Here is a 12,890-nt window from a genome sequence, read left to right as displayed (position 1 = left end):
ACAATGCGACTCCTCTTCAGGCACCTACGCCCGGTTGTTCCTCGAATGCTGCGTGCGTCCGCGCTTCGAGGAATCTGGGGCGCTGTGCTCGCCTGTCTTGGCAAAGATCATCCGGCCAGCGGTTGTTTGAAGCACGCTGGTGACTTCTGCCTCAACGACCTTACCCATGTAGCGTTTGGCTTCCTCAACGACGACCATCGTCCCATCGTCGAGATAGGCGACGCCCTGGTTGTGCTCCTTGCCATCCTTCACGATGGAGACATTCATGATCTCGCCCGGCAGAACAACGGGCTTCACCGCGTTCGCCAGCTCATTGACGTTGAGAACCACTACGTCCTGGAGCCTCGCCACCTTGTTGAGGTTGAAATCGTTGGTCACCAGCTTGGCGTTCATTCTCCTGCCTAGCTGCACGAGCTTCGCATCGACCTCCTTGATCGATGGGAAGTCCGTGTCAACAATGTCCACCTGCACGTCGGACTTCTTCTGGAGCTTATGCAGTATGTCCAGACCACGTCGGCCACGGTTGCGCCTCAGTGGATCGCCGGAATCGGCGATGTGTTGGAGCTCCTTGAGCACAAACTGTGGGACGATAAGCTTACCCTCAACGAAGCCCGTCTCGCACACATCGGCGATGCGCCCGTCGATGATCACGCTAGTGTCCAGAATCTTGTTACCCTCGTCGGCCGCCTTGCCCTGCAAGAAAGACCTGAGGCTTCCAATAGTCAGCTCCCTGAACTTAAGCGCCCCGATCCTGACTCCAAGATACAGAACGCCCATGCCGAGAAGGAACTTGAAAGGCCCAGGCAGCATGTCAGGGCCCGCAAGCTCTCCTATCAACCTATAAGACCACCCAGTGAGCAGAAGCGACAGAAACAACCCAATTGTCCCACCCAAAATCGTCCTCAATGGGTTCCTCTCTGCAAGCCGCTCAACCATCATACAAAGCTGCCAGACGATCAGGCCAATCGCGACTCCAACCGTGTAGCCCCAAAAGCGGTAGCCGGGAAAGGCTCCCGCAAGCTGTATTCCCAAGATATACCCGGCCGCAATGCAAACGGCCAGATACACTATCTTGGTTACGTACTTCATCTACAAACCTCCAATGAAAAAACACCCTCTCTGCTCAGGCCACTCACCAAGATGCCAAAGCTGCGAGACCTAGCTGGTCTCTACACTACTTTGACGCACAAAAATAGGGATCCCCAATCATGTCTTGGCTGTGGACCGGCTCAGAAGTGCAACAGATTAAAGATTAAATATACCAATGCGCAAGCGCAGCAATCACCGCTTCATCTCCTAGCCAGACCATCTGCGTCCAAATGCTATCTATTCCTCGGCTCTCAGCCCGCAGTCTGACGTCCAATACAATAATAGAACTTACTTGGGCCCGACTGGTTCCATCTCCTCCTTTCTCTTGTCTCTTTTGTGCTTCCGCCTAAGACGAGGCTTCTCTCGCTCATTACACTTCATAGGATCACGCGTCTTGAGGCTCAAATAAAGCGGTATCTTCACCTCATCCCCTATCCTCAACGCGTTTGGATCGAGATGATCGTTGAAATCCCTTATTCCCTGCCAGTTTCTCGCCTCGCCCGTAAACCACTTGGAGATCGCAAAAAGTGTCTCCCCCTTGCAGCGTATCGTATGTAGTATATAGCCCTCTTTAAGTGCAGTCCTGTTTATCGCTGCCAGCTGCTTGGCAAGCTGATTCTGAAGCGCTGCGCATTGCTCGAGCCCTCCCCTTGCCAGCAATTGCTTGGCCTTTGTGATGTCCCGCTCCCAGACTTCGAGGTCACGGCTCAGCCCGTCGATCACCTGCTTGTCCCCATCACCCGTGGAAGCATCCAACACACGCCTGACCGCCAATACATAGCGATTCTTGAGCGAGGCAATCGAGTCCCGTAAATCCTTCCTATTCAAATCACTTGCGACCTTCACCTCCGCCCCAACAGACTCGGCCTCGAGCAATCTGAAACTGCTAAAGAGCCTGTTGATCTCATCCTTCACAAGCACGTAAAGCAAACCCGAGGTCCGGCAGACAATTGCATAGCCCAAGGACCTGTTAGTTACCAGCCAAACCTTGCAAATGCAATGCCTCGATTCGACCTGCTGATCGTAGATCACCTCAAGCACATCGCCCCAGGGCATTATCAATCTACGGCTTCCCACTTGGTGCATCGGATAAAGCTGACGGCTTAGCGAGGCGATCATCTTATCTCTCTTCTCTTGCTTGGTCAAATGGCGTTTTGGGTTGAAACTGAAGACCACAACCTTGCCGGAAGTCGCGTTGTCCTTGGCCTGGAAAGTGACCAGCGTTCCATGCGCATACCACGGGGCGTTCTCGGCGACCCACCCCAGAGGAACGACAAAGCGGAAACCATAAGTCTGGTTCACGTATGTCCGACGAACGAACATGCCCGGGTCAGAGCGCACCCGGTGATATGACGATACGCCGCAGCCGGCCAGACATGCGCAGATCACAAGCAGGCTGAGGCCGCGGGCGATGCAAATCGACCTCAAACCATCACGAGTGTTCCCTGAACTATCGCTGCTGTTTCCTCGAAGCATCCCTTAACTGCCTTAGGACCAGGTCCTGCTTTAGCTTCAAGTTCTTGCTCTTAGGACAAGCCCTCAAACCCTCAGAGAAAACCTTAACCGCTTGCTTTAGCCGCCCCATCTTGTGATAGGTTACACCAAGATTGATGTAGGCATCGCACATCAGAGATGACCCACTGCCTATCACAGCCTTGAACTCTGCCACTGCCTGCGAATACCGCTTCATCGAGAGATATGCGTGCCCCAGATTGAAGTGCGCAAGCGGAAGGTCTGGATTGATCGAAAGAGCTTTCTTGTAGTTGGAGATAGCTCGTTGATACTCATGTCTCCGGGAACAAATCCGACCAGCCTCAAGGAACGCCTCAAACGAATTGGGGTTTATGCGAATGGCCTTACGGAGAAACTCAAGCGCAGTGTCTGGGTCCTCCCTCACCCTATCCCTTCCCAACTGGACGCAGCAAGCAGAGTAATCCTCCACCAGACCAGGAATCGTTCCCTCCGCAAGCTCGCTCGCCTTCTCAAAGCTCACCAATGCCCTCCGCCACTCCCCCTTGTTACAAAGCGCTTTCCCCTCGGCTGCCAGGTCCTGCGCTAATACCTGCCGGTCGGAATGAACGTTCCTAGGCCCAAGACCCGACGAGGGAGCATTGATCCCGCGCTCAAGCAAATCCCCCTGCCTAGAAACAGCGAGCTTAATCCCTTCCGCTCTCTCAGGGCTACTCAGCAATAAGATCAAATGCCCTGAAAGGAAAACCACCCCAAGCATCAGGATTAAAAGAAACATCAAGAGCGGCTCCCGCTGAAGCGACCGCGGAGACTTTATGGCACGAACAAGGACCGAGATTGCCCCTCGGAGCGTCCTATTATGCCTTCCCATTCTCGAGCTCTCTTTGCGCGCACCTTCCCCGGATGGCTTGGCCCTGGGCACCTCAAGCGCCGCCTCGAAAAGCCCCTGCCCCTCGGGCTCTCCGAGGTGGGAATGAGCCCTTGTTATCCCGCCCTGTGCCTTGGCGTTGCTCGGGTCAAGCTTCAGAACCTCCTGCCAAATCGCTATTGCTGAACGGTATTGGGTCTCGTTGTAGAGACTAAACGCCCGCTTGTTCAGTCTCGTGACCTCCATATATATCGTGTCGCCCGTGATATGCGCCTCGAACTCCTTGACGGTCTGAAACCGCTTATCAGGAGACTTCTGAAGCGCCCTCAAGATCGCATCCTCGATCACCTGAGGCACCTGGCCGACAATACTACGAGGCGAGGGCACTGCCTCCTTCACATGTCGCTCCATGATCTCGAAAGCGCTCGTGCCTGAAAACGGAGGCTGGCCCGTTGCCATCTCGAACAACAGCGCCCCAAGCGAGTAAATGTCCGAACGCTCATCCTGCGCCTGACGCCTGATCTCCTCCGGAGACAAATACCTGACCCGCCCCGGAATGGAGCTCCCGGGAAGCATCGCGCTCACGCCGATTACTCTCGAAGCACCGAAGTCCGCCACCTTCAGGGAGCCATCCTCGCACACGAAAACGTTGCTCGGCCTTATGTCCCCGTGCAAAACGCCTAATCTGTGGGCAACCCCTATCGCATCCAGAATCTGGCAAAACGTCGGTATCAGCCTGTCAGAAGCAACCCGGCCATCGTCCGAGATCACTTCCCGAAGTGTCCGCCTTTTCAACATCTCCATTATTATGAAGTAGCTGTCATACTGCCTCACGAAATCGTAAAGCACGACTATATGGGGGTGACTCAGCTTCGACTGCGCAAGCGCCTCTTCGCGAAAACGCTCGCGCACGGAAGGATCGGACGTCTGGAAGAGCTTCAGCTTCTTGATCGCGACGGGGCGGCCTAGACTGGGCTGAACAGCGCGATAGACTATCGAGCTTTCGCCCTCGCCAATCAGGCCCTTAACCTCATAGGAGCCCACCCACTTGCCAATCATTGCCAATCCTCCAGAACACTCAACGAGACCAACTCACCTTCCCCCGACCTCAACCATCTATCATCGAGATAAAAGTAAGCCCCTCGTTGTAGATTCTGCAGCGCACACGCTAAGGTAGCAAGCTCTATATCTTTAGTAAAAAGATAACTAACCTCGACACTAATGTCAATTCTACGTTCTTAAAATCACTCGCACGAACCTGACTTCCAGAGGCTGTCCAACAAGTTAATTCGCATTCTTATGAGGAGTTTTCGTAATCGTGCCCGTGCCTGCTCAACTGACGGCGTTCTTCCGGCATCCCCGGAAGGGGATGAACGTGAGTAGCCGTAGGTGGAACCTACGGATCAGGGTCAGAGGAGGAAAGGAAAACAGCCCTAAAAGGGCTGAACATAGCCCTGTGGACGGGCTGTTCGACCCATTCGGGCTCGCGAGGATACCGACGTGAACGGATTCCGTAGGTTCCACCTACGGCTACTATTGTGGCCCCCCTTCGGGGAACCGAAACGTCAGCATCACGTCAATCCTAATTCCACTTTTGCTCTTGACCAAAACCAAGAACCACAGCCAACAACACAACACTCCTTAATCAAAAAATACGAAAAGTCCTGCTATTTCTGGGAGTTTCCTCATTAACGTTTTGGCAAGGCTTGCTGAAGCGAGGAAGAGTATCGCAAGTTGAGGCGAAGGTGGCGACTTCGCCTCTCGCCAGGACAAGCGCGTCAGATAGGGTCGCTCTTTCTGAGGCTGTGCAGCCGATTCCTTATAGTTCATTCAATCTAGGGTCAAACCCCTTCTACATTTCTGATTTGGCAGATTGTATTCGTTAGGCTATCATTAGTGTCAATAAATGCTTTTCACCTAACAGCGCGATTTGGGGAGGGTTATTGAATGTCCCGACTGAGCTGTTCGTCAATCATGCTCGGCCTTCTGTGTGTAGCGCTCGTCATCTTGCCTTCCTTGGGTCTGGCCAAAACCAGTGATGCCGTGCCGCAAGACAAGCCGCTGTTCAAAGCTATCTGGCGTCTTCAAGAGGCCGTGCTTCAAAATGGTCCTGACAGCATCACGTTCCCCTGGGACCCGAGTAAGCGAAACGCCGGCGAGGCGATCAAGCGGCCTGACTTTACGTCTTACTACGCCCGGACCGCCAAGATCGGCGAGGAGCCCAAGGTCCGGACTGACGGCGGACGGGTAACAAGCACCATATTCGTCGGGTCAAAAAAGGTGGGAGAGCGGTTCAAGGTCGAGAACTGGCGCGTTTCGTGGGAACAGGGCGAGGCGGGGTACATTGCCAAGTCGAAGGATGTTATCCAGTCGTTTGATGAGCTTTGTATTCCGTTTGATCAGAAAGAGCCTGCGGCCGGCAAGTCGTTCAATAGGGACGTCTTTGAGTTCGAGGAGATGCAGTTTGCGCACGACTGCATGCGATTCTCGATCAAGAGAGGAAAGCTGGTTCTGGTCAAAGTTGAGGACAAGCCGCTGGCGGCCTTCATCTCCGGCGTGGGAGAGCTCTTCTACAAGCCGCCCAAGCAGCTCGCGTCGGACGTCCCGGATTCCGACCGGGAGACGCAGCAGCTCGAGCACCACTTGAAAGTAAAAGAACTCGAGGGCTGTGCTTTCGGCGACACAATTGTCTGGGGGCATCCGGACTGGATGAGGACATTCCTCGACAAGCTCGACCTGCATCCTGTCAAGGACACAAAGCTTCAGCGCGGGGCGAGAAAGGCCTTTTTCGAGCGGCTCCTCCCGACCATGAGTCGCTATGGCGCGGCGTTCGGCGGGGAGAAGCGTCCCATCTGCTTGGTCCCTCGCACTCCGGATTTCTTCTACTTGGAGTTCGACACGACCAAGCACGATCTGCTGTCCTACACTTATGACCCGTCAGCCGTGAGCGAGGTTCGCTTGGCCGGCAGGCGCAAGAGGCAGCTTTCTAAGAACAAGCTTAGGTGGTTCAAGACCTACTGTGAGTATGATGACGCTGCACAGAGGAAAGAGAAGACCCGGCATGAGCTTCAGCACGAGTGCAAGGACAGGGTGAAGACAACGTCCTGGTCGGTGGACGTCAAGTTCGAAAAGGGCAAACTGGACAGAGTGAAGAAGGGCAAGTTCCGGATAATCTTTGAGTATGAGACGCTCAAGCCCAACGCGACCGAGGCGGTCTTCGAGTTCTGGCGACTTGACCCGACCGCGCTGACGGACGCCGGCGGCAACGACATCCTCTTCTTCGACATGGGTTCCGAGCTTCTAGTTCCTGTCGATCCGGTCGATTGCGCGGCCGGGCGGATGAACGTGCTGTATGCGGAGGGGGTGGAGTTTAGTGAGTGGCAGGTTCCCATCTGGATAAAGAGGTTTTTCGGCATAACGACCGGCAAGATCGCGAGCTGCATGGACGGTTGGCTGCCTGACACAGGCTATTTGGATTGCACGCAGTTCGATCTGGCCATTACGGTGCCCGAGAAGTTCAGGGCCGCTGGCGTTGGGAGAGTTGTCAGTGAGGCCGTTGCTGACGGGTATCGAACCAAGAAGTGGGTCGGGGGTCGCTGCGTGAGGTTTCCCGGTTTCGTGGCTGGGGACTTCAGAGTCTTTGATTTCGACGTCGCTGGCAAGCCCTTGTGGGTTTTTGGCGAAGACGGCTCATTGGCAAGGAAATACGTGTGGCCCGAGATAGCGAGCAGCTTGCAGTTCTACGGCAAGCTCTTTGGGGAATACCCCTATTCAAAGCTCGCTGTCTGTCCCGTCAATTGGAGCCATGGCAGGGGCTTTGCAACCTTGCTGACCGTAACAGGCTTCTCGTCGGCGAGTTATCTGGGCAATGAAATCGGGGTCGGTGATTGGCAGGCGGGCCTCTACTGCCACGAGGTCTCGCACCAGTGGTGGGGTAACATCGTCGGGTGGTTCTCGCCTGCGGACCAGTGGCTCTCGGAGGGCTTCGCGGAGATGTCCACGCTCATGTATCTTCAGTCCGCGCGGGACAACGACTCCGTCAAGGGTCGATTGAAGGACTGGGCCTACAACGCCAAGCGGCTCGACGACAACGGCCCGATATGCCTCGGCTATGCACGACTGGGCTGGCGCGCTGGCTACGAGTTGATGTATCACAAAGGCGCCTACGTGATGCACATGCTGCGCATGATGGTGGGGGACGAGGCGATGATTAGGATACTTCGCACGTTCGTCGAGCAGTTTACTTGGAGGCGCGCCACAACTTCCGACTTTCGGCAAGTATGCGAGCTGGCTCTTGGCCGTGAGCAGCTGATCGAGCTTGGTGGTGAGCCCTCGCTTGGCTGGTTCTTCGACGAGTGGATATATGGTACTGGCTACCCGGAATATGAGTATTCCTGGAGCGAGCGGAAGTCCAAAAGTGGTCTCTGGGAGGTAACCTTCAAAGTAAAGCAGGTCGGCAAAAAACTCTTCAAGATGCCGCTCCCGATATGGATATTCACGAAGGACGGGAAGCGCTATCTCTCGAGGAAGCTTGTGCACGAGAAGGAGCACGAGTTCGTCCTGACTGTCCCCTCGAAGCCAAAGACCGTCGAGCTCGACCCATTCCACAATGTCCTTTCGGACGTCAAAGAAGTAAAGGCCAACTGAGGCATAGAGATTCGTTGGGGCGGCTCACGAGCCGTCCTTTGCGAGTCGGTCAAATCAAAAAAGGGCGATTCGTGAATCGCCCCTACGATGTGCGGTAACGGATTATGACCCAGCCCCCGTGAAGCCACCCGCTCGGCGGCGCTGACCTCTCCGAGCAGGTCTGACGTGCCCTGCTCAAAGAGCGCCGCATACCAGCAGTATGAGCCTGCGGGGAATCCCGGGTAGTGTTTCAATAGTTCTGCAAATCTTTGCCGCGTCAGCTCTTCTCCTTCGGGGAGAACTCTTTGAGAGCCTTGACCAGCTTCTCGAGCTTCTGGTCTGCGAGGTAGTTGATCGTGCCCTTGGGAAACTTGCCCTTCGCGTCGGCCTTGCCGGCTGGCACGCCGGTCAACACTTCAAGGCCCTCATCGATCGTGTCAACAGGATAGACGTGGAACGAACCTTCGGCGACGGCCTCAACGACGTCCCGGTGGAGCATGAGGGATTCAACGTTGCGGCGCGGTATCACGACGCCCTGCTTGCCTGTTAGTCCTCTGGCCTGGCAGACATCAAAGAACCCCTCGATCTTGTAGTTGACGCCTCCGATGGGCTGGACCTCCCCTTTCTGGTTGACCGAGCCAGTAACCGCGATGCCCTGCTTGATCGGCACGCCTGAGAGGCTCGAAAGGACACAATAGAGCTCCGTTGACGAGGCGCTGTCGCCATCGATGCCCGAGTAGGACTGCTCGAAACAGATGCTGGCGGAGAGATTGAGCGGTTTTGTTTGGCCAAACCGGTGCCGCAGGAAGCCCGCTAGGATGAGGACGCCCTTGTCGTGGGTGCTCCCGGAGAGATCAGCCTCGCGCTCGATATTGATAATACCGCTGTCGCCGGCCGCTGTGGATACGGTGATTCTTGTAGGTTGCCCGAACGTGTAGTTGGCGGTGGAGAAGACAGCGAGTCCATTGACCTGACCGACTTTTGCGCCATCAGTGTCGATCATGATCGTCCCATCCTCGATCAAACGCTTGAGTTTTGTCTCAAGGAGGTTGTTTCGCCTGATGGCCGCATCGACCGCGGCCTGCACGTGCTCCTCGGAGACCGATTTTGTACCCTTGTTCAGGGCGATGAGGTTCGCCTCGCTCATCAAGTCAGCGAGCTCCCCAAAGCGCGTCGAGACCCTATCCTTACGGCCAGCTCTTCTGATCGCATACTCCAGCACAGTGCCTAGGGCGCCTTTTCTGAAGCGCATGAGCTTCTGGCCGTGCCTTATCTTGGAGACGACGGACATGAATTGGGCTACGTTCTCCGGCTCAAGTGGCATTTGTGTGTCGAACTCGGCCTTTATCTTGAATATCTTCTTGAAATCATCATCGAGCCCGTAAAGTATGTCGAACATCACCGCATCGCCGATCATAATCACCTTGACGTTGAGCTCGATAGGCTCCGGCTGCAAAGAGTGTTGCCCAAACGGGAAGCCCAATTCAGGGACGGATATTCTGAGCTGCTGGTTCTTCAGCGCGCGCTTCAGCTGCTCCCAGACGCCCGGCTGGGTCAGGATGTCAATCGCATTGACAATGAGGTAGCCACCATCCGCTGCCAGGAGCGAGCCTCCCTTGATCTGCATGAAATCGGTGCGCCATTGGCCCGGCTGCTCAAGCTCGAGGTCAATGATGCCGAAAAGGTTTCTGGGCGTTGGCTCTGTCTCGATAACGATGGGCCTATCCTCTATGTCCGTACTGTCCAGAAGAACGTTTACGCGATAGTGCAGAAACGGGTCCGGCTCGCCGTATGACTTCTCTTCTGAAGCGGCTGCAACCCCATGGGATTCCTCGCCGGCACTCCTGAACAGATTCAGGTTCTCGACAATGCTCTTGCCGACAGCGCTCAGGTGCTTCGAGAGCTTCCCGTTACCGTATTTCTCCTTGAGGTCCCCAATAGTGCCCTCGATCAGGGCTTCTCCGAATCGCATCGTCAGGTTCTTCATCCGCCTCAGCGCCTCGGCCTCGAGTCGCCGGATGCGCTTGAGAACATCGGCGAGATCACGTTTGAGCTTCTGATAAAGGGTCTTGAAAGCAGCCATGTCGTCAACTTGGGCCTTGCCCTCCGCGACGGCATGCTCAAAATCCTCAAGAGTTGCCGGCTTGTCATCCAAGACTGGGAAAACGTCTGGAACGGCGAGCGGGCCAACCTTCACCTGGGCAACCGTAAACTTCGTCCCCTCAAGCTTCTTCTCGAACTCATCAATCAGTGCACGCCCCCTGGCCTTCACCTCGTCCTCGAGCTTCTGGCTAGCCTCGCCAAATGACTCGTCCTCCAACAGCCGCGGCACCTGGTTCTTGAGCTGCTCGACCAGCTCGTCCATATCATTCTGAAGCTCCCTGGCCTGACCCTTCTTAAGCTCTATGAGAACGGGCTTATCCGGAGACGAGAAGTTATAGACGTAGCATCTGTCCGGAGCCGGCGGCGAAACGGCGTTGATGCGCTTGACGATCTCCTTGACCGCAGACCTCCTGCCGGTTCCGCTCAACCCACAAACAAAAACGTTGTAGCCACGGCTGGGGACCTCAAGGCCTGTCTTCAGCGCGGCAACTGCCCTGTCCTGACCGACAGTCCCCTGCGTCGGTTCGGCGTCCTCGGCCTTGTTTAGCGAGAAATCAAACTGCTTAAAGGACCATCGTAAGTCCTCAGGCTTCAACTCATCGATCTCAATCTCTGCCATCTCAACTTCCGCTCAACTTCACCGTTGTGATTCAATGCTCAGAACAACGAAACAGCATCCTACTGAAGGAGCTTGTGCCGTGCAAGCTCAAGTAGGAACAGGGCTCAAAAGAGACGACGGGCACATCGAACAGACCGACAATCGAGCCACATCGGGTGCCCCCCGGGGGCTGCGCCCTTTCAACCGTCGAGCACTCTTCTGACGTGCCTCAGTAGGTCATCCGGGGTGAAAGGCTTACTGATGAACCACTTCTTTTTCGCAGGCCCGCTGACGTGTTCAATGGCGTCGTCGGTGTAGCCCGACATGAACAGGACCTTCGTGCTCGGACAGCGGCTCGTTATGATCTTGGCAAGCTCCTCGCCCTGAATCTCCGGCATAATCACGTCCGTCAGCAGCAGGGCAACCCCATCGCCGAGCTCCTGGGCCATCGCCATTGCCTCGCCGCCCGATGCGGCAGTTCTCGCATCATAGCCCGCCATCGTGAGAACTCGCTCTATGAGGTCCATCACGGCGAGCTCGTCTTCAACCACCAGTATCGTCTCACCTCGCCCCTGAACTACCGGCTGCGGCTCGCTGACCTCCACAACGTTCTCAACCCGCATCGCATCCTCACCAACAGCAGGCAGATAAATCTTGAAGCAAGTCCCTTTCCCCAGCTCGCTCATAACGTCGAGGCGCCCGCTCGACTGCTCAACGATATGATAGACAGTGGACAGACCCAGACCTGTGCCCCGGCCCATCTGCTTAGTAGTGTAGAAAGGCTCGAAGATGTGCGAGACCGATGCTGGCGAGATCCCCTCGCCGGTATCGGACACCGACAGGACCACGTAGGCCCCGGGATCGACATAGCCATGCGACGTTCTGCGCCGGAGGCGAAACAGAAGTGAGTGTGTTCTCATAGAGAGTGTCCCGCCATGAGGCATCGCATCTCTCGCGTTGACGGCAAGGTTCATGATAACTTGCTCCATCTGGACCGAATCCGCTCTGATCGAGGCAAGATTCTTCTCCAGGTCAAACTCTATCTTGATATCCTCGCGTATCAGCCGCTTCAACATAGAGTTCATCTGTCTCAGAACGTCATTGAGATTGAGGACTTCGGCTACGGTTACACGTTGCCGGCTGAACGAAAGAAGCTGCCTTGTGAGCTTGCTCGCCCGGTTCGCAGCGGTGAGTACCTCCCCCACTAGCACCCGAGACTTGCCGGCGAGCGAGGAATCAGACCCTATTATGTCAAGGTTCCCGACGATCGTCGTCAAGATGTTGTTGAAATCGTGGGCAACGCCTCCGGCCAGCCGGCCAATTGCCTCCATCTTCTGCGATTGAAGCAGCCGCTCCTCCGTCTGTTTCCGCTCGGAGATGTCGCGCATCACGAAGATAAGCTCTTTGGGCTCGCCGCTGTCGTCGTTCAAGACAGATGGGCTTGTCTCCGTCCAGACAGGCGTCCGGTCCTTGCGCCGCATCTCCTGCTCGAATGTGAGCGAAGACTCGCTCTTGGCCATCTGTTCAGCAATTTTCTCGGAACTCATCTCCAGAACGCCTGGCAGCGAAGCAGGAGCGAAGAGGTCCCGCTTTCTGAGGGACCTTGCCTCATCCACGGAGTAACCCAACAGCTGCGTTACGGAGGGACTGACATAAGTAGCTTGCTTTGTCTTTATGTCAAACACCCAGATCACGTCCGATATGTTCTCGGCAAGAAGCCTGTAACGCATCTGGCTCTTCTGCAACGCCTCCGCTGCACGCTTTGTGGCTTCCATAGCCTTCCTGCGCATAGCAAGAAGCCTCGAAACCAGCACCCCAAACGCAGCAAAACTGGCCGTCGTGAACAGCCGCTTCTGTAGCTCGCGCATCGACCCCGGCCGTATAAGACCATCGACAAACGAGCCGCCGAAAAAAAACCACCCATCAACAAAGGAATACACAACCCAGACGAAAATTCCCGCCGCAACCGACAAGAACATTATCTTGTGTTCAAGCTTGATCCGTCTGGCCCTCTTGACCAGCGGATGGTTCGTCATCTCCCGGAAGTCCATATTACCAGTATTACGTTTTGGAGTTCTTTTGGCAACAGGATAGGTAAGGCCTGAAGACCCCGCTCTAGACCGCAATCCCAGGAGC

At 55.6% G+C, this 12,890-nt stretch carries 6 protein-coding genes; 1 reads left to right on the top strand and 5 read right to left on the bottom strand.

All coding sequences use genetic code 11. The features are described from left to right. Positions 1–24: 24 nt before the first annotated feature. The 3 genes from VM163_12935 to VM163_12925 form a co-directional block, all read right to left on the bottom strand. Positions 25–1,089: a PIN domain-containing protein gene (locus tag VM163_12935; protein ID HUT04784.1), complete on the bottom strand. Its 1,065-nt coding sequence runs from the start codon at positions 1,087–1,089 to the stop codon at positions 25–27. Positions 1,090–1,377: 288 nt separating this feature from the next. Further along, the gene (locus VM163_12930; protein ID HUT04783.1) at positions 1,378–2,565 is read right to left on the bottom strand and encodes a LysM domain-containing protein; all 1,188 of its coding nucleotides are present in this window, start codon (positions 2,563–2,565) and stop codon (positions 1,378–1,380) included. Then, entirely contained in the window at positions 2,540–4,486 is a 1,947-nt protein-coding gene (locus tag VM163_12925; GenBank protein ID HUT04782.1) for a serine/threonine-protein kinase, read from the bottom strand. The genes VM163_12930 and VM163_12925 overlap by 26 nt, the downstream gene beginning before the upstream one ends. Positions 4,487–5,374: 888 nt before the next feature. On the opposite strand from VM163_12925, the gene VM163_12920 reads away from it, so the two are divergent. Next, positions 5,375–8,074, top strand: a complete 2,700-nt coding sequence (locus VM163_12920) for a M1 family aminopeptidase (GenBank protein ID HUT04781.1) — start codon at positions 5,375–5,377, stop codon at positions 8,072–8,074. 256 nt (positions 8,075–8,330) lie between these two features. On the opposite strand, the gene VM163_12915 is transcribed toward VM163_12920, so the two are convergent. Both VM163_12915 and VM163_12910 read right to left on the bottom strand, forming a co-directional pair. Further along, complete coding sequence (locus VM163_12915; GenBank protein HUT04780.1) at positions 8,331–10,775, bottom strand: ATP-binding protein; 2,445 nt, start codon at positions 10,773–10,775, stop codon at positions 8,331–8,333. Positions 10,776–10,954: 179 nt separating this feature from the next. Further along, positions 10,955–12,880: an ATP-binding protein gene (locus VM163_12910; GenBank protein ID HUT04779.1), complete on the bottom strand. Its 1,926-nt coding sequence runs from the start codon at positions 12,878–12,880 to the stop codon at positions 10,955–10,957. Positions 12,881–12,890: the final 10 nt, after the last annotated feature.

This window comes from bacterium (assembly GCA_035527515.1).
Taxonomy (GTDB): Bacteria; B130-G9; B130-G9; order B130-G9; family B130-G9; genus B130-G9.
This window is presented reverse-complemented; position numbering and strand designations above follow the sequence as displayed.